The 17,403-nt window shown below is 72.3% G+C and carries 16 protein-coding genes and 1 riboswitch; of the genes, 5 read left to right on the forward strand and 11 right to left on the reverse strand.

Going from position 1 to position 17,403, the window contains the following annotated elements:
• Positions 1 to 39: 39 nt before the first annotated feature.
• Positions 40 to 1,308: a serine hydroxymethyltransferase gene (gene glyA, locus ABZ707_RS23020; protein WP_360178005.1), complete on the reverse strand. Its 1,269-nt coding sequence runs from the start codon at positions 1,306 to 1,308 to the stop codon at positions 40 to 42.
• A gap of 36 nt (positions 1,309 to 1,344) precedes the next feature.
• Positions 1,345 to 1,435: riboswitch (ZMP/ZTP riboswitch) on the reverse strand.
• A gap of 153 nt (positions 1,436 to 1,588) precedes the next feature.
• On the opposite strand from glyA, the gene rocD reads away from it, so the two are divergent.
• On the forward strand, positions 1,589 to 2,797 hold the full coding sequence (rocD, locus tag ABZ707_RS23025) for an ornithine--oxo-acid transaminase (protein ID WP_360178008.1): 1,209 nt from the start codon (positions 1,589 to 1,591) through the stop codon (positions 2,795 to 2,797).
• Positions 2,798 to 2,873: 76 nt separating this feature from the next.
• On the opposite strand, the gene ABZ707_RS23030 is transcribed toward rocD, so the two are convergent.
• The 4 genes from ABZ707_RS23030 to ABZ707_RS23045 form a co-directional block, all read right to left on the reverse strand.
• Complete coding sequence (locus ABZ707_RS23030; protein ID WP_360178012.1) at positions 2,874 to 4,052, reverse strand: glutathionylspermidine synthase family protein; 1,179 nt, start codon at positions 4,050 to 4,052, stop codon at positions 2,874 to 2,876.
• 27 nt (positions 4,053 to 4,079) lie between these two features.
• A complete protein-coding gene (locus ABZ707_RS23035) occupies positions 4,080 to 4,352 on the reverse strand; it encodes a hypothetical protein (RefSeq protein WP_360178194.1) in 273 nt (90 codons plus the stop codon).
• Positions 4,353 to 4,551: 199 nt separating this feature from the next.
• The gene (locus ABZ707_RS23040) at positions 4,552 to 4,944 is read right to left on the reverse strand and encodes a VOC family protein (protein ID WP_360178015.1); all 393 of its coding nucleotides are present in this window, start codon (positions 4,942 to 4,944) and stop codon (positions 4,552 to 4,554) included.
• 196 nt (positions 4,945 to 5,140) lie between these two features.
• Complete coding sequence (locus ABZ707_RS23045; RefSeq protein WP_360178018.1) at positions 5,141 to 6,616, reverse strand: PLP-dependent aminotransferase family protein; 1,476 nt, start codon at positions 6,614 to 6,616, stop codon at positions 5,141 to 5,143.
• A gap of 47 nt (positions 6,617 to 6,663) precedes the next feature.
• On the opposite strand from ABZ707_RS23045, the gene ABZ707_RS23050 reads away from it, so the two are divergent.
• Together ABZ707_RS23050 and ABZ707_RS23055 are read left to right on the forward strand one after the other, a co-directional pair.
• Positions 6,664 to 7,215 carry a carboxymuconolactone decarboxylase family protein gene (locus ABZ707_RS23050; RefSeq protein ID WP_360178021.1) on the forward strand — a complete coding sequence of 184 codons (552 nt, stop codon included), beginning with the start codon at positions 6,664 to 6,666 and terminating at the stop codon, positions 7,213 to 7,215.
• 30 nt (positions 7,216 to 7,245) lie between these two features.
• Positions 7,246 to 7,959: an isocitrate lyase/phosphoenolpyruvate mutase family protein gene (locus tag ABZ707_RS23055; protein WP_360178024.1), complete on the forward strand. Its 714-nt coding sequence runs from the start codon at positions 7,246 to 7,248 to the stop codon at positions 7,957 to 7,959.
• Between the two features lie 212 nt (positions 7,960 to 8,171).
• Here the strand turns inward: ABZ707_RS23055 and ABZ707_RS23060 are convergent, their stop codons facing one another.
• The 3 genes from ABZ707_RS23060 to ABZ707_RS23070 form a co-directional block, all read right to left on the reverse strand.
• Positions 8,172 to 9,161, reverse strand: a complete 990-nt coding sequence (locus ABZ707_RS23060; RefSeq protein WP_360178027.1) for a malate dehydrogenase — start codon at positions 9,159 to 9,161, stop codon at positions 8,172 to 8,174.
• A 235-nt stretch (positions 9,162 to 9,396) separates the two neighbouring features.
• Positions 9,397 to 10,161, reverse strand: a complete 765-nt coding sequence (locus tag ABZ707_RS23065; protein WP_360178030.1) for a DUF3017 domain-containing protein — start codon at positions 10,159 to 10,161, stop codon at positions 9,397 to 9,399.
• Positions 10,162 to 10,193: 32 nt separating this feature from the next.
• Positions 10,194 to 11,054: a bifunctional methylenetetrahydrofolate dehydrogenase/methenyltetrahydrofolate cyclohydrolase gene (locus ABZ707_RS23070; protein WP_360178033.1), complete on the reverse strand. Its 861-nt coding sequence runs from the start codon at positions 11,052 to 11,054 to the stop codon at positions 10,194 to 10,196.
• A 251-nt stretch (positions 11,055 to 11,305) separates the two neighbouring features.
• On the opposite strand from ABZ707_RS23070, the gene ABZ707_RS23075 reads away from it, so the two are divergent.
• Positions 11,306 to 11,893, forward strand: a complete 588-nt coding sequence (locus tag ABZ707_RS23075; RefSeq protein ID WP_360178036.1) for a hypothetical protein — start codon at positions 11,306 to 11,308, stop codon at positions 11,891 to 11,893.
• 153 nt (positions 11,894 to 12,046) lie between these two features.
• Here ABZ707_RS23075 and purH read toward each other — a convergent pair whose 3' ends face one another.
• Positions 12,047 to 13,609 carry a bifunctional phosphoribosylaminoimidazolecarboxamide formyltransferase/IMP cyclohydrolase gene (gene purH, locus ABZ707_RS23080; RefSeq protein WP_360178039.1) on the reverse strand — a complete coding sequence of 521 codons (1,563 nt, stop codon included), beginning with the start codon at positions 13,607 to 13,609 and terminating at the stop codon, positions 12,047 to 12,049.
• A complete protein-coding gene (gene purN, locus ABZ707_RS23085; RefSeq protein WP_360178042.1) occupies positions 13,606 to 14,265 on the reverse strand; it encodes a phosphoribosylglycinamide formyltransferase in 660 nt (219 codons plus the stop codon). Before purN ends, purH begins: the two co-directional genes overlap by 4 nt.
• 316 nt (positions 14,266 to 14,581) lie before the next feature.
• Between purN and ABZ707_RS23090 the strand changes: the two genes are divergently transcribed.
• On the forward strand, positions 14,582 to 15,565 hold the full coding sequence (locus ABZ707_RS23090) for a hypothetical protein (protein WP_360178045.1): 984 nt from the start codon (positions 14,582 to 14,584) through the stop codon (positions 15,563 to 15,565).
• On the opposite strand, the gene ABZ707_RS23095 is transcribed toward ABZ707_RS23090, so the two are convergent.
• Complete coding sequence (locus ABZ707_RS23095; RefSeq protein WP_360178048.1) at positions 15,555 to 17,321, reverse strand: DUF6350 family protein; 1,767 nt, start codon at positions 17,319 to 17,321, stop codon at positions 15,555 to 15,557. The two genes, ABZ707_RS23090 and ABZ707_RS23095, sit on opposite strands and share 11 nt — an antisense overlap.
• Positions 17,322 to 17,403 lie beyond the last annotated feature (82 nt).

The raw sequence follows: 17,403 nt of genomic DNA on the forward strand, positions 1-17,403 counted from the left end.
GCGCGGCGTCAGGTGCGTGCTTCGGAGCGGTCGCCGGGGTCAGACCGGCAGGCCGGGGGCCGGGAAGCCGGTCATCAGGTCGGCGACCTCGGCGCGGATCGCCGCCAGCGCGTCCTCGTCTCCCTTGCCCGCCGCGGTGACGCCCCGGTCGATCCAGTCGGCCACGGCCGCCATCTGGGCGGTGCCCAGACCGCGGGAGGTGAGGGAGGGGGTGCCGATCCGCACGCCGGAGGGGTCGAAGGGCTTCCTCGGGTCGTAGGGCACGGTGTTGTGGTTGACCACGATCCCGGCCCGGTCCAGCGCCTTGGCGGCCACCTTGCCGGGCACGTCCCTGGACGTCAGGTCCATCAGGATCAGATGGTTGTCGGTGCCGCCGGAGACAAGGTCGAAGCCGCGCGCGAGCAGTTCCTCGGCCAGGACCCGGGCATTGGCGACGACCGACCGCGCGTAGTCACGGAAGGAGGGACGGGCCGCCTCGTGCAGGGCGACCGCGATGGCGGCGGTGGTCTGGTTGTGCGGGCCGCCCTGAAGGCCGGGGAAGACCGCCTTGTCGATGGCCTTGGCGTGCTGCTTCCCCGACATCAGCATCGCGCCGCGCGGGCCGCGCAGGGTCTTGTGGGTGGTCGTCGAGATCACGTCGGCGTACGGCACCGGGGAGGGGTGCGCGCCGCCCGCGATCAGACCGGCGATATGGGCGACATCGGCGGCCAGCACCGCGCCGGACTCCTGGGCGATCTCGCCGAAGGCCGCGAAGTCGATGGTGCGGGGAAGGGCCGTACCGCCACAGAAGATGATCTTGGGGCGCTCCGCCAGGGCGAGCCGGCGCACCTCGTCGAAGTCGATCAGGCCGGTGTCCCGGCGCACGCCGTACTGGACGCCCCGGAACCACGTGCCGGTGGCCGAGACACCCCAGCCATGGGTGAGATGGCCGCCCATCGGAAGGGACATGCCCATCACGGTGTCGCCGGGCTCGGCGAAGGCGAGATAGACGGCCAGATTGGCCGGGGAACCCGAATAGGGCTGGACATTGGCGTGCTCCACGCCGAAGAGGGCCTTGGCACGCTCGGTGGCGAGCAGCTCGATCTGGTCGATGACCTGCTGGCCCTCGTAGTAGCGACGGCCCGGATAGCCCTCGCTGTACTTGTTCTGGAGGACCGTCCCGGACGCTTCGAGGACCGCCCGCGAGACATAGTTCTCGCTGGGGATCAGGCGCAGGGTCTCGGCCTGGAGCCGTTCCTCGGCGCCGACGAGCGCGGCCAGTTCCGGGTCGTCCGCCGAAAGGGCGGGGTGATGGGCGGGATGCGTCATGGTGTCCTCCGGGACGATCCGTGTTCGGTCGTGGTCCCGGGGTGCCCAGGCGGGCGGCACCTCGTGCGATGAACCGCGCAGGGCTCCCCCGCGGTTTGTTCCGCGTACGCCAGTCGCCGTGCGTACCACCCAGCGTAGGGCCCTGTGCTCCGGCGCGTGCCCTGTTCGGCCGGGGCACGCCGGGAGCAAGGTTTCTTCGCCCATTCCGCGAGCGACGATAGAAAAGTGGGGCGTTGCCCCGCCCACGCCGGACAGCTTGTCCTGACCGATCGGAGAACCCGTGTCGACAACGGAGCGTGCCATCGCCTCGGCGGAGGCCCACAGTGCGCACAATTACCACCCGCTGCCCGTCGTCGTCGCCTCGGCGGACGGTGCGTGGATGACCGATGTCGAGGGCCGTCGCTACCTCGACATGCTCGCCGGATACTCGGCGCTCAACTTCGGCCATGGCAACAGGCGGCTGATCGATGCCGCCAGGGCCCAGCTGGAGCGGGTGACGCTCACCTCCCGGGCGTTCCACCACGACCGGTTCGCCGACTTCTGCGCGGAGCTGGCCGAGCTGTGCGGCATGGAGATGGTCCTGCCGATGAACACCGGGGCCGAGGCGGTGGAGACGGCGGTGAAGACCGCCAGGAAGTGGGGCTACCGGGTCAAGGGCGTGCCGGACGGCATGGCGAAGATCCTGGTCGCGGCCAACAACTTCCACGGCCGGACGACCACGATCATCAGCTTTTCCACGGACACGGAGGCCCGGGCGGACTACGGTCCGTACACGCCCGGCTTCGAGATCGTGCCGTACGGGGACCTCACGGCGCTGGGCGCGGCGATGACCGAGAACACCGTGGCCGTGCTGCTGGAGCCGATCCAGGGTGAGGCCGGGGTGCTGGTGCCGCCGGCCGGTTATCTCGCCGGGGTGCGGGAGCTGACCCGGGCGCGCGGTGTGCTCTTCATCGCGGACGAGATCCAGTCGGGCCTGGGCCGGACGGGCAGGACGTTCGCCTGCCAGCACGAGGACGTGGTGCCCGACATGTATGTCCTCGGCAAGGCGCTGGGCGGCGGCGTGGTGCCGGTGTCGGCCGTGGTCTCCTCGGCCGAGGTGCTCGGTGTGCACCGTCCCGGCGAGCACGGTTCGACGTTCGGCGGCAATCCGCTGGCCTGCGCGGTCGCTCTTGAGGTGATCGCGATGCTCAGGACCGGCGAGTACCAGCAGCGCGCCGCGGAGCTGGGTGACCATCTCCACCACGAGCTGGGACTGCTCGTCGGCGGGGCGGTGGAGACGGTGCGCGGCCGCGGCCTGTGGGCCGGTGTGGACATCGTGCCGTCACACGGGACGGGCCGGGAGATCTCGGAGCGGCTGATGGAGCGGGGAGTGCTGGTGAAGGACACCCATGGATCCACGATCCGGATCGCTCCGCCGCTGGTGATCAGTAAGGAGGACCTGGACTGGGGCCTGGACCAGCTCAGGTCGGTGCTCGCGGACCCGGCCTGAGGCTGAACCGGCCTGAGCGCCCCCCGGCGGAGCCGCCCGCGCCGGCCCGCCGCAGGGCCGCCGTCACACGATGGCGTCAGGCGATGACATGGGGCACGAAGCGGGCGTACTCGTCCGTGATCAGGCCCGAGGACTCCCGGATGCCCAGGCCCGCCGCCTCGTCCTCGACGACCCACGCTCCGAGCACCACATGGTTGCCGTCGAAGTCGGGCAGCGGGGCCAGCTCCTGGTAGCAGCACGCCTCGTCCCGTACCACCGGCGCCGCGCCCGGCCGGTGCACGGTGACCCCGGCGCCCTCGCGGCCGAGCAGGGGCTTGGAGACATAACCGGTGGCGGCGAGTTCCCGGGGGCCGTCGAGATGGGCGGGCAGCAGATGGGGATGGCCCGGGTGGAGTTCCCAGAGGATCGCGAGCAGCGCCTTGTTGGAGAGGAGCATCTTCCAGGCCGGTTCGATCCAGCAGGTGGTGCCGGTGCCGCCGCCGTTGTCGAGGGTGTCCAGGACATGCGGACCGAACCGGTCGGTGACCAGCCACTCCCAGGGATACAGCTTGAAACAGCTCCGCACGAAGCGCAGCCGGTCGTCGACGAAGCGGCCGGAGAGCCGGTCCCAGCCGATCTGTTCGACGGAAAGCGCCTCGGTGGCGAGACCGGCCTGCTCGGCGGTCTCGCGCAGATACGCGACCGTCATCAGGTCCTCGCCCAGTTCGTCACCGTCCGAGTGGGCGAAGTGCACGGGCCCGGGAGGCAGCAGGGCGGACTGCCGCCCCCAGGCGGCGACAAGGCGTTCGTGGAGGGAGTTCCACTGGTCGGCGCCCGGGAAGCGCTCCTCCATCCAGAACCACTGCGCGCTCGCGGCTTCGACCAGCGAGGTGGGCGTGTCCGCGTTGTACTCCAGCATCTTGGCCGGTCCCGTGCCGTCGTAGCGCAGGTCGAACCGGCCGTAAAGAGACGGCAGTTCGGCCCGGCGGCGCCAGGACTCGGCTATCAGCGCGGCCAGCCGGGGGTCGGTGATGCCGAGGTCCTCGAACCGGTCGTGCCGCACGATGTGCGCCGCGGCCTCCAGACACAGCCCGTGCAGCTCCTCGACGACCTCTTCGAGGGCCTCGACCTCGGGCAGGCTGAAGGTGTAATAGGCGCTCTCGTCCCAGTAGGGGCGCAGCGAACCGTCCGGGTGCCGGGTGAGCGGATAGACGACGCCCTGCTCCTCGACGGTCTGCTGCCAGCCGGGCCGGGGGTCGATGGTGTGACGTTTCATCAGCGGCTCACCGGCCCACACGGGTCATCAGCCACCGCCCGAACCCGAGCAGCCGAAGCCGCCCCGGTCGACCGCGGACTTGTCGAAGCTGCCGCCGTCGACCTTGCCCTTGTCGCTGGATCCGCCGTAGTAGTACGAGCCCTGGCCGCCGCTCTTGCACGCGGAGCTGGGCAGTTGCGCCCGGGTCGTCCGGTCGGCGCATCTCTTGTCGGGCTCCGAGCCGCAGGAGGTGATCGCCACCGCGAGCAGTCCCATACCGCCGAGCACCACGGTGCTCGACCTCAGCCTCCGTTGCCGCACTGTCATGTGCCGTCTCCCCCGTTGCACGCGCACTGGCGCATTCGAACCGGCCTGTGACCAGAGCCGTCCGGACACATTAGATGGCCGGACCACGCTGTCGCCATGGCGGTGCGCCTTCCGTACCGCGGACGGCGCACCGGCGAGCCCCCGGCCACGGCAGGGGAGCCGGTGCCGGGGGCTGCCGTGGCCCGCGTGCGTACTACGCGCCCGCGCCGCTGCCGTAAGGACGGGTGATGATTTCCATGCCGTGTCCCGCCGGGTCCGCGAAGTACACGCCCCGGCCGCCGTCATGGTGGTTGATCTCGCCGGGCTGTTTGCGGTGCGGATCGGCGTAGTACGTGATCCCGGCGTCCTGGATCCGCCGGAAGATCCCGTCGAACTCCGCCTCGGTGACCAGGAAGGCGTAGTGCTGCGAGACGATGGACTCCGCCGGGATGACCGCGAAGTCGAGCGTGACGCCGTTGCTCAGCTCGATCGGGATGAAGGGGCCCCACTCGGCCCCGACTTCGACATCCAGGATGTGCGCCAGGAACTCGGCGGATTCCCGGCTGTCCCGGGAATGAACGATGGTGTGATTCAACTCGACTGACACGGTGGAATGCCTCCGTAAGGCAAACTCACGGGCGCCTCCATGCCTCACCCGGACGGTGACCGACACGCGATGCCGTACGGGCGATCCTAGGGGCTGTCCTGCGGGCTGTCCTGAGGGTGCGCCGGTTCCCGGCCGGTTCTCCCGCCCGAATGGCCCCGGGCGGGTGCGCCCGGCGGGTACCGCCGTGACAGCGGTGTCATGGCAGTACCCGGCACAGCGCGTCCAGCGCCCCGGCCCACGCGCTGTCCGTCGGGGCGCCGTAACCGACCACCAGGGCGTCCCCGTCCGGCTGCGCCGAGGGGTGGCGGAAGTCCGCCCTGCCGTTGAGCGCCAGTCCCTGCCAGGCCGCCGCCTCGACGACGGAGCGCTCGGTGCCCGGCGGCAGCTCGACGACGGCGTGGAGTCCGGCCGCGATGCCGGTCACCCCGAAGGCCGGGTCCCGGTCGGCGAGCGCGGCGACAAGCTGGTCGCGGCGCTTGCGGTAGCGCAGCCGCATGGAGCGGACATGACGGTCGTAGGCGCCCGAGGCGATGAACTCCGCGAGCGTGAGCTGGTCCAGCGCGCTGGACACCCAGTCCACCTCGCCCTTGGCCGCCATCACCTCCCCCACCAGCTCCTGCGGCAGCACCATCCACCCGAGCCGCAGGCCGGGCGTCAGGGACTTGCTCGCCGTGCCGAAGTACACCACCCGCTCGGGATCGAGCCCCTGCAGTGCGCCGACGGGCTGGCGGTCGTAGCGGAACTCTCCGTCGTAGTCGTCCTCCAGGATCAGCCCGCCCGTGCCGCGCGCCCAGTCGACGGCCGCCGCGCGCCGGTCGGGATGGAGGGCCGCACCGGTGGGGAACTGGTGCGCCGGTGTCATCAGCACCGCGCCGGCGCCCTTCGCGTCCGCCAGCTCCTCCGTACGGGCGCCGTGTTCGTCCAGCGCGAGCACGGACATCCGCATCCCCGCCCTGGTCAGGATCTTCCAGTGCACATCGAGCCCGTACGACTCGACGGCCGTCGTCCGCACCCGCCGCGCGAGGAGCACGGTCGCCATCAGCATCAGCCCATGGGCGAAGCCGGAGCAGATCACGATCCGCTCCGGATCGGCGTAGACCCCGCGCGCCCGCGCCAGATAGTCGGCGAGGACGGTACGCAGTTCGATCCGGCCGCGCGCGTCGCTGTATCCGAACGCCTCGGAGGGCGCGCTGGTCAGCGCCCGGCGCGCGGCCGTCAGCCACTGCGCGCGTGGAAAGGCGGCCAGGTCGGGAAAGCCCGGCAGCAGATTGTGGACGGGCCGGCGGCCGATCCGCGGTGTCCTGGGCGCCGGGGGCGCGGGCCTGCGGGGCGCGGCCCGCCGGGCCACCCGCGTCCCCGAGCCCTGCCGCGCGGTGAGCCAGCCCTCGGCGACCAGCTCGGCGTACGCGTCGGCCACGGTATTGCGGGCGATGCCCAGATCGGCCGCGAGCGAGCGCGAGGAGGGCAGCCTGGTCCCGGGCGTGAGACGGCCGGTGCGGACGGCTTCCCGCAGGGCGTCCATCAGCCCGGCACGCAGCCCGGAGCCGCGCAGCTCCAGGTGCAGATCGGCGCCGAAGGCCGTCCCGGGGCCCGCCCCGCCGACGGGCTCCGGCTCCGTACCGCGGCCGGGTCCGTCCTCTGGTCCCGCCGGAGTGGCCCAGGAATCCGTCATGGAAGTGGACCATACCTCTGTGCCATCGCACGCGTAGCGTCGATGACATGACAGCGACGACAGCGAACACGGCAAACGCGGCGGACACGACGGGCACGACCAGCACCGGCACAGCCACGGAGTACAACCCGGAGCACACGCCCCGGCTCAATCTGGCCAAGCTCGCCCCCGAGGTCTACAAGGCCATGATCCGGCTGGACGCCGCCACCCGGCAGGGCGTCGACCCGACCCTGCTCGAACTCGTCAAGATCCGCGCCTCCCAGATCAACCACTGCGCGTTCTGCCTCGACATGCACACCAAGGACGCGCTGGCGGCCGGCGAGTCGGTGGAGCGGATCATCCAGCTCGGCGCCTGGGAGGAGTCGCGGCGCTTCTACACCGCGAAGGAGATCGCGGCGATCGAGCTGACCGAGGCGATCACCGTGCTGACCGACGGTTTTGTGCCGGACGAGGTGTACGCGAAGGCCGCGAAGCAGTTCGACGAGACCGAGCTGGCCCATCTCATCGGCGCGATCACGGCGATCAACGCCTGGAACCGGTTCGGTGTGTCCACCCGGTTGGTGCCGGGCCACTACACGCCCGGCCAGATCAGCCACTGACCCGTTCGACGGACACCGGGACACGGGACCATGACAGTTTCGGCCTTCCGCGCGCTGCACCACGGCCGCGCCGACGACGACCCGCTCATCCTGCCCGGGCCCTGGGACGCGGCGAGCGCCCGCGTCTTCGCGGACGCGGGCTTCCCGGCGCTCGCCACGCCGAGCGCCGGAGTGGCGGCCTCGCTCGGCCATAAGGACGGCGCGACCCCGCCCGACGAGATGTTCGGCGCGGTCGCCCGGATCGCGCGCGCCGTCTCCGTACCCGTGTCGGCGGACATCGAGGACGGCTATGGCCTCGCTCCCCGGGAACTGGTGGACCGTCTCCTCGGCACGGGCGCCGTCGGCTGCAATCTGGAGGACTCCTCGGGCGGCACGCTCAAAGATCCCGAGCGCCACGCCGACTGGCTGGCGGAGGTGCGCGCGGCCGCCGGCGACGATCTCTTCGTCAACGCGCGCGTCGACACCTTCGTCCACGGTGGTGGCGACCCGGCCGACGCGGTGGCCCGGGCCCGTCTCTATGTGGCCGCCGGTGCCGACTGCGTCTACCCGATCGCCGCACCGGCCGAGGCGCTTCCGGTGCTCCGGGCCGGTGTCGGGGGGCCGGTCAACGTGGTGGCGATGCCGGGCGGCCCGACCCTTCCGGAACTGGGCCGGCTGGGCGCGACACGCATCACCTTCGGTCCCGGACTGCAACGGCGCGCCATGGCGGCGGTCAAGGTCATGGCGGAACAGTTGCGCGGCTGAGCCGGACGCGGCGCGGCGCTCTTCGGGCCGTCCCGCGCGAAGGCCATGTCCGGGTCCATGTTCAGCGAGGCGTCCAGAGCCCACGCGCAGGGCCCCGGTCCACCGGGACTTCGGTGGACCGGGGCCCGGGAGCCCGCCCGCGGGCCGTTCGCGCGGTCGCGGCCCAGTTCAGCGTTACGGCGTGATGCCGCGTGATGCCGCGTGAATCGGTGTCAGATCAGGCCCAGCTCGCGCACCGCGTCGCGCTCCTCGGCGAGTTCCCGCACCGAGGCGTCGATCCGGGTCCGCGAGAAGTCGTTGATGTCCAGGCCCTGGACGATCTCGTACGCGCCGTTCCTGGTGGTGACCGGGAAGGAGGAGATCAGGCCCTCCGCCACCCCGTAGGAGCCGTCGGACGGAACGCCCATGGAGGTCCAGTCGCCCTCGGCGGTGCCGTTCACCCAGGTGTACACGTGGTCGAGGGCCGCGTTGGCCGCCGAGGCGGCCGAGGAGGCGCCACGGGCCTCGATGATCGCGGCGCCGCGCTTGGCGACGGTCGGGATGAACGTGTCGGCCAGCCACGCCTCGTCGTTCACGGTCTCCGCGGCGTTCTTGCCGGCGATCTCCGCGTGGAAGATGTCCGGGTACTGGGTGGCGGAGTGGTTGCCCCAGATCGTCAGGCGCTTGATGTCGGAGACCGCGGCGCCGGTCTTCCGCGCGAGCTGCGAGATCGCGCGGTTGTGGTCGAGGCGGGTCATCGCGGTGAAGCGCTCGGCGGGCACGTCGGGCGCGGCGGCCTGGGCGATCAGCGCGTTGGTGTTGGCGGGGTTGCCGACGACGAGCACCTTGATGTCGTCGGCGGCGTGGTCGTTGATGGCCTTGCCCTGCGGCTTGAAGATGCCGCCGTTGGCGGCGAGCAGGTCGCCGCGCTCCATGCCCTTCGTCCGGGGACGGGCGCCGACCAGCAGGGCGATGTTCGCGCCGTCGAAGGCGACGTTCGGGTCGTCCGTGATCTCGATGCCGCGGAGCAGCGGGAAGGCGGAGTCGTCGAGCTCCATCGCGGTGCCCTCGGCGGCCTTGAGGCCCTGCGGAATCTCCAGGAGACGCAGGTTGACCGGCACATCCGCGCCGAGCAGATGACCGGACGCGATGCGGAAGAGCAGCGCGTAACCGATCTGGCCGGCCGCGCCGGTGACGGTGACATTCACGGGAGTGCGGGTCATGGCGATCTCCGTAAGAGCTGGCGGTGGGGGTCCCTGCCCCGGGTGCGGGACATCTCCGCACGCTGATCTGAATCTTGACGTGAAGAGATATCCAGCGGTCAGGCTATCCGACCCGGGACACCGGGCCGCGCCGCCCCCTGGGCACGGACGGACGGCGTCCGTCCGCCCCCGGTGGAGCGGACGGACGCCGTCCCGTGTGCGTACCGTGCGGGTGTCCGGCTCGGCCGGTCCGCCGTCATGTCACGGTCGAGTGGACCACGTCCTCCAGGAACGGGATCTCCAGCCACGGCCTGGGCTGGGTCATCAGGGCGAGCAGCACGATCGCGAGGCCCAGCAGGCCGTACGTCACCATGTCGGTGAACCGCGAACGGACGGCCAGCATGCCCACGGAGGGCAGTGCCCGCCGCAGTGCGGCGCCGCCGATCAGGGCGAGACCGATCAGGATCGTGCCGATCCGGAACGCCTCGGCGAAGGGGTGCAGCCCGACGATCAGCAGCCCGAGGCCGATCGTCCCGAGCACACTGAGCAGCGGCCACTGCCGGGCGGGCGCGGGCGCGTCCCTCGGTGCGGCCCGCCCGGCGCCCTCGGGGGGCGCGGTGTCCCGGGTGATGGGCGGGAACCGCCGGGTCTCCCCGGCCGGTTCCGCCTCGTCGTCCGGTCCGCTGTCACCGGCCGGTTCCGCGTGGTCGGTGTCGTCGGCGCGGTCGGCGGCCTCGCGCGGGGCGGGCTCCGGGACCATGGTGCCGGCGGCCTCGCGCGGGGCGGCGTCCGGCGCCGCGCCACGGACCGTGACGTCCGCCCCGGCGGGCTCCGCCACCGGGTCCGCCTCCGCCACGGGGCCCGCCGGGACCGTACCCGCGCGGGCCCTCGGCGCGGCGCCCGTCGCCGGGAGGACCGGCTCGGGCACGTCCCGTATCGGCTCGGCCGGCTCCGCGGTGTCCGTCTTCCGCGCGCCGCGCGGCGAACGGGCCGCGTCGCCCGCGCTCGTACCAGCACCCATGGGTGCCCCTTTCCGGATTACGTTCGGCCGGGTCAGCCCGCGTCGGCGGCGCGTTCGGCCGCCTCGACCACATTGACCAGGAGCTGGGCGCGGGTCATCGGGCCGACACCGCCGGGGTTCGGCGAGATCCAGCCGGCCACCTCGGCGACGCCCGGGTGGACATCGCCGACGATCTTGCCGTGCTCGTCCCGGCTGACGCCGACGTCGAGGACCGCGGCGCCCGGCTTCACGTCCTCCGGCTTGACGATGTGCGGCACCCCGGCGGCCGAGACGATGATGTCCGCCCTCCTGAGGTGCGCCGACAGATCGCGGGTGCCGGTGTGGCACTGCGTCACCGTGGCGTTCTCGGACTTGCGCGTCAGCAGCAGCGGGATCGACCGGCCGACGGTGATACCGCGGCCCACGACCACGATGTCCGCGCCCTTGATCTCGACGCCGTGGTGGCGCAGGAGCCGGATGATGCCGTACGGCGTGCAGGGCAGCGGCCCCGTCTCGTTCAGCACCAGGCGGCCGAGGCTCATCGGGTGCAGTCCGTCGGCGTCCTTGGCCGGGTCCATCAGCTCCAGCACCCGGTTGGCGTCGATGCCCTTGGGCAGCGGAAGCTGCACGAGGTAGCCGGTGCACTCGGGGTTGGCGTTCAGCTCCCCGACCACGGACTCGATCTCCTCCTGGGTGGCCGTGGCGGGCAGCTCGCGCTGGATCGAGGCGATACCGACCTCGGCGCAGTCGCGGTGCTTGCCGTTCACGTACCAGCGGCTGCCCGGGTCGTCGCCGACCAGCAGCGTCCCCAGGCCGGGCGTGATGCCCCGTTCTTTGAGAGCCGCCACACGGACGGTCAGATCGGACTTGATCGCGGCTGCGGTGGCCTTGCCATCGAGAATCTGGGCAGTCATGCCCCCATCCTCGCGGATGACCCCGTCCCGGTTCCAATCCGTGTCCACCAGGCGTTCCCTCCGCCCGTTCGCCCGGTCGCACACGAGGTTGCGCTTGCACAACACCTACGGATAGTCACTGGACAAACTGCGACGGTGATAACACGATTGCCGCGCAGTGCGCGGGCAGCGTCGGGGGGCAGACCGCTCAGGCCGGAGAAGTTCCTCCACGCGGGCCGTGCCGTCCCCGCACCACCGACGGAGGAACCCGCATGAGCTTCGGCGACCCCAACAACCCCTACGGCCGGCCGCAGGGCGAGCAGCCGGGTCAGCAGCCCGGCCAGCAGCCCGGATACGGCTACCCGCAGGGCCAGCAGCCGCCTGGATACGGCTACCCGCAGGCCCCGCCGGTCCAGCAGCCGTACGGCCATCCCGAGGCACCGACGCGGATGCCGGGCGGAGTCAAGGCGGCCCGCGTGATGCTGTGGGTCATCTCGGGCTTCCAGGTCCTCAGCGGCATCCTCGCCTTCGCCGCGATGGGCACCATCGACGAGGCGATCAACGACAGCGGCGCCACGACCGCCGAGAGCGAGGCCTTCGCCGACCTCGGCAAGGGCCTCGTCGCCTTCGTGGCCGTGCTGACCCTGGTCTTCGCCGCGCTCTCGATCACCCTGGCGCTGAAGATGAAGACCGGCCGCAACGCCACCCGTGTCTGCGCGATCGTCTACGGCGCGTTCGCCACGCTCCTCGGTGTGCTCGCGCTGCCGTTCGGCATCGTCACCATGGCGCTCGGCATCCTGATCATCGTGTTCGTGGCGAAGGCGGACGGCGCGGCCTGGTTCCAGCGCCCGCGCCACTGACGCCACCATGGGTCGCCCACACGCGCTCCCGGAGGCACGAAGGCCGTGAACCGTCCTGTCCGGAGGTTCACGGCCTTCGTCGTTCTTCGTCGTTCCTTACCGTTCCTCACCCGCCGCGGTACCGGCGGGGCGTGCCCGGCTCGCTCAGTGGAATCAGTGGAAGAAGTGCCGTGTCCCGGTGAAGTACATCGTCGCGCCGGCCTTCCGCGCCGCCTCGACGGCCTGCTCGTCGCGGACCGAACCGCCCGGCTGGACCACGGCCCTGACGCCCGCGTTCAGCAGGATCTCCAGACCGTCGGGGAACGGGAAGAACGCGTCGGACGCGGCGTAGGAGCCCTGGGCGCGCTCCGCACCGGCCCGCTCCACCGCGAGCTTCGCCGAGTCGACCCGGTTGACCTGGCCCATGCCGACGCCCACCGACGCACCGCCCTTGGCGAGCAGGATCGCGTTGGACTTGACCGCGCGGCTCGCGCGCCAGGCGAAGGCCAGCTCCGCCAGTTCGGCCTCGGACAGCGCCTCACCGGAAGCGAGGGTCCACTTCGCCGGGTCGTCGCCGTCGGCCTGGAAGCGGTCGGTGACCTGGAGCAGCGCACCGCCGTCGATCGGCTTGACCTCGACCCGCGCGGACGGCGGCTCGGCGCAGCGCAGCACCCGGATGTTCTTCTTGCGGGCCAGCACCTCGACGGCGCCGTCCTCGTAACCGGGCGCGACGATGACCTCGGTGAAGATCTCTGCGACCTGCTCTGCCATCTCGACCGACACCGGCCGGTTGACGGCGATCACACCGCCGAACGCGGACAGCGGGTCGCAGGCGTGGGCCTTGCGGTGCGCCTCGGCGACATCGTCACCGATCGCGATGCCGCACGGGTTGGCGTGCTTGATGATCGCGACGCAGGGCTCGGCGTGGTCGTACGCGGCCCGGCGCGCGGCGTCGGTGTCGGTGTAGTTGTTGTACGACATCTCCTTGCCGTGCAGCTGCTCGGCCTCGGCCAGACCACCCTCGGCGCTGGTGTAGAGCGCGGCGGGCTGGTGCGGGTTCTCGCCGTAGCGGAGCACGTTCGCGCGTTCATACGTGGCGCCCAGGAAGTCCGGGAAGCCGGAGTCGTCCGCGGCGGCGTAGTCGTCGGCGAACCAGGAGGCCACGGCCACGTCGTAGGCGGCGGTGTGCCGGAACGCCTCCGCCGCCAGCCGCTTGCGGGTCGTCAGGTCGAAACCGCCGTCCCGGGCCGCGCCGAGGACGTCCGCGTACCGGTCGGGGCTGGTGACCACGGCGACCGACGGGTGGTTCTTGGCGGCGGCCCGGACCATCGAGGGGCCGCCGATGTCGATCTGCTCGACGCACTCGTCCGGGGTGGCGCCGGAGGCGACCGTCTCGCGGAAGGGGTAGAGATTGACGACGACCAGGTCGAACGGCTCGATGTCCAGCTCGGCGAGCTGCTCGCGGTGCGAGTCGAGCCGCAGATCGGCGAGGATCCCGGCGTGGACGCGCGGATGCAGCGTCTTGACGCGGCCGTCCAGGCACTCGGGGAAGCCGGTCAGCTCCTCGACCTTGGTGACCGGCACACCGGCCGCGGCGATCTTCGAGGCGGTGGAGCCCGTCGAGACCAGGGTGACGCCCGCCTCGTGCAGCCCGCGGGCCAGCTCTTCCAGGCCCGTCTTGTCGTAGACGCTGACCAGCGCGCGGCGGATCGGCCGCTTCGTACCTTCGACGGTCACTGGATTGTTACCTTTCGTCCCTCAATGCGGTAGCCGTGCCGGGCCAGACGCCCCACGACCTCGACGAGCAGCCGTCGCTCGACTTCCTTGATGCGCTCATGGAGAGCGTCTTCATCGTCCTCGTCCCGGACCTCGACCACGCCCTGCGCGATGATCGGACCGGTGTCGACGCCGTCGTCGACGAAGTGGACGGTGCAGCCGGTGACCTTCGCTCCGTACGCCAGTGCTTCGCGTACGCCGTGGGCACCGGGAAAACTGGGCAGCAGCGCGGGATGCGTGTTGACGAACCGTCCGCCGAAGCGCGCGAGGAACTCCTTCCCCACGATCTTCATAAAACCGGCCGAGACGACCAGGTCCGGTTCGTACGACGCGGTCGCCCCGGCGAGCGCCGCGTCCCACGCGTCGCGCGTCCCGTAGTCCTTCACCCGGTGGACGAAGATCGGCAGCCCGGCGCGCTCGGCACGCTCCAGACCGGCGATACCGCCGCGGTCCGCGCCGACGGCGACGATCTCCGCCCCGAAGGACTCCGGGTCGTCGCCGATCGCGTCGAGCAGTGCCTGGAGATTCGTCCCGGATCCGGAGACCAGGACCACCAGCCGGGCAGGACGGCCGGACGACGGCGGAACGGTCAGGGAGGAGGAAGGCGGGGAGGCCACAGCGGGCGCCTTTCTGGGAGCGGGCACAGCCTCGCGGGTCGTGCGGCGTGGTGCGGTCGGCGGCTTTGTGCGATGCGCGGCTTGTGTGGTCGTACGGCTTTGTGTGGTCGTACGAACGAATCGCGTTCTCCGATACGGGGAACTCTACGAAGGAGCCGACCGTCAGCAACGATACCGGCACACCGAGCGGCCCCCACGGGACGGGGGCCTGGCCGGGAGGTAGCGTCTGGGGACAGGGTTCCGTCTCCAGGACGGCCATCCGGACACGACCGAGACAAGACCCGCGCACCGGGTCCGAGGGGAAGACGTTCACCAGATGCAGGACCGACGCCGCCGCATGGCACTCCGCCTCCCGCCGACCGCTGGGCCGGTGCTGCTGCCGCGGGAACGCCAGTCCTCCTCCACCGGACCCTCGGGAAGCTCCGGTTCTTCCGGTTCTTCGGGCTCCGCCGGTTCCCCGGACTCCTCGGGGAACGGCAGGGGCCCGGACTCCGGGGGCCCGGGCTCCGGCGGCTCACCGGACGCTCCGGACTCCCGGGGGCCGGGCGGTGCTCCGGGCGCCGGGTCCGGTGGCTCCTCCGACGACAATCCCTTCGCGCCGCCGCCCGAGGGCAGGCCGGACCAGCCGTGGCAGCCGCGCCGTCCCGAGCACGGTGACTCACCGGACGGCTCGTCCGGCCAGGGCGGCTGGGGCAGCCAGTGGAGCAGCCGGCAGCCGGGCCGCTCGTCGGGCGGCTTCGGCAGCCGTCCCGGCGCCCAGGGCGACGAGAACGGCCAGGGCGGCGGTCAGGACGGCCCCGACGGGGGCCGTGGCAGCGGACTGCGCTGGGATCCGACCGACCCGGTGCAGCGGCGCGCCCGCTACGCCCTGCTCTCCGGCATGTGGGCCTTCTTCTTCGCGCTCTTCGACTTCCCGGAGATCGGGCTGCTGCTCGGGGCGCTGGCGCTGTACTGGGGCATCAGCTCCCTGCGCGACAAGCCCGGCAAGCCGGGCGCGCGGCCCGCTCAGGAGGAGGCTCCGGCCGCGGTCGCGGCGGGCACCGGCGGGCCGGGCCCGGGCCAGGGACCTCTCGCCCCGGGCCAGGGACCCGCCTCGAAGAGACAGCAGAAGACGGCGGCGGTGAGCGGGCTGGTGACGGCGTGCCTCGCGCTGGCGATCGTCGCGACGACGTTCTCCGTGCAGCTCGCCTACCGCGACTACTACACCTGTGTGAACGACTCGCTGACCAAGACCGGGCAGCTCTCCTGCAACGATCTGCTGCCGCGTTCGCTGGTGCCGGTCTTCGGCGTCAAGGAGTGACGTCCGGCCGCCGGCCGGAGTCGCGCTCCCCGGTGTGGGGCGGCTCCGCGGGCGCCGGTTCCGGTCGCCGCCTCTCCTCGCGCGCCGGAGTGGGCGGCACGGCCGGCGGGCCGCCCGGGGCGTCCTGGCCCATCGGCCGGCGTGTCTCCCAGGCGCCGCGCTGGTGCCAGGCGCCGGCCGGCAGAAAGTCGTAGGGCTCGGAATCCGGGGCCGCCGCGTCCGCCGGATCGGCCTCCGGCCGGGCGGCGGCGGACGCCGAAGCGCCCGGCGCCCCGGGGCCGGCGGGCTGCTGCGGTGTCCGGGGCACCGCTCCGGCGGACTCCTCCGCCGCCCTCGCGCCGCGCCGCCAGGGCACCTGCCGCCATGAGACCGGCCGGAACGGCATCCGCCGCCAGGGCTCCCGCCACCACGCGGACCACGCGCCGGTCCCCGCCGGTGCCCCGCCCGTGCCACCGCGTTCCCAGAGCCGCCAGGCCCGCAGCAGCAGCGCCGCCGGTACCGCGAGGGGCACCGTCCAGGCGAGCGCCGCCGCTCCGGCCCGCCACCACACCGGCCCGAAGGCCGCCAGCTCGGAGTTGCCCAGCGGGCCGCCGGACATCGCCGCCAGAAACGCCGTCAGCGTCGCGCAGGCCACGCCTCCGAGCGCCGCCACCAGCGCGGTCCTGCCCACGCTCCAGGCTTCCCCCCGGGCCGCGGAGGGCGCCGCGGCGGCCTGCACCGCGAACCACGCCACCGCCAGCCCGGCCAGGACGGGCACGGCGGGCGCGACCCAGTTCTGCGCGGTCCCCGTCCCGTCGGGCACCGCGGCCAGCAGCGGGAAGACCGGCAGCGCCGGGGTGCCCTCGACCCCGAACGGGGTGGCCGTCGAAGCCGTGCCGAGGGCGAATCCCGGGCCGAGGGCGTACACGGCGCCCCAGACGGCGGCGTTCGGGACGAGCGTCAGCCCCAGCAGCAGTACGGCGAGCTGTCCGGACCAGTCCCCCGCGAGCTTCAGAAAGGAGGCGTGCACCAGGTCGCCGTGCCACACCAGCGAGGCCCCCACGAACAGCGCGCCGCCGCCGAGGAGCACCAGGGCGCCCGCGGACCCGGACCGGAGCGCCACCGCGCAGGTGCGGCGGGACTCCGGCACCCAGACGACACGCGCCCAGACGACACGCAGGAGCAGGCCCCGCGCCGCTCCCGGCGCCCAGGGCGGCGGACCGAGCGGCCGCCCGCTCCCGTTCCAGGCGCCCGCGCCCGTCGCGGCCACCGTCACGGCGAACAGCGTGAGCGCCGCGCGCAGCGGATGCGCGGAGAGCGGTCCGCCCGACACATAGATCACGACGACCGCGCCGACCAGCAGATATCCGCCCGTCATGGCGCAGACCACTCCGACCGCGGTGAGCTGTGGATTCCTCTCGTCGGGTGTCAGGGCGTCCCGGGCGGCCCGGTACGCGGGCCACACCGGCAGGACCGAGAGCAGCAGCGGTACGACCCCGAGCGGCGCCGGGTCTCCTGACAGGGTGTCGGGACGTACCAGCTCGACGCCGTGGGCGAGCAGCCAGAGCGCGGCGGCGATCCGCAGCGCCCCGCCGGCGCCGCTGTCCGGGTACGGCGAGCTGATCCACACCGCCACCACCAGCACGGCGAACGCGCCGAGTCCCAGCACGGCGGCGATGACTCCGCGGAGGAAAGACGCGGTCAGCGCGGCGGCACGGCCCCGCTCCGCCGCCGAGGCCGAGGACAACGACGGGCTGCGATCGGTCAATTGGGTCACGCCGCACATGCTGCCAACGACACGCGCCTTATTCGCGTAACGGACGAATAGCCGTTGTGTCGCTCATCATATGTTTATGTGT

It is taken from the genome of Streptomyces sp. NPDC006923 (assembly GCF_040635655.1).
Taxonomy (GTDB): domain Bacteria; phylum Actinomycetota; class Actinomycetes; order Streptomycetales; family Streptomycetaceae; genus Streptomyces.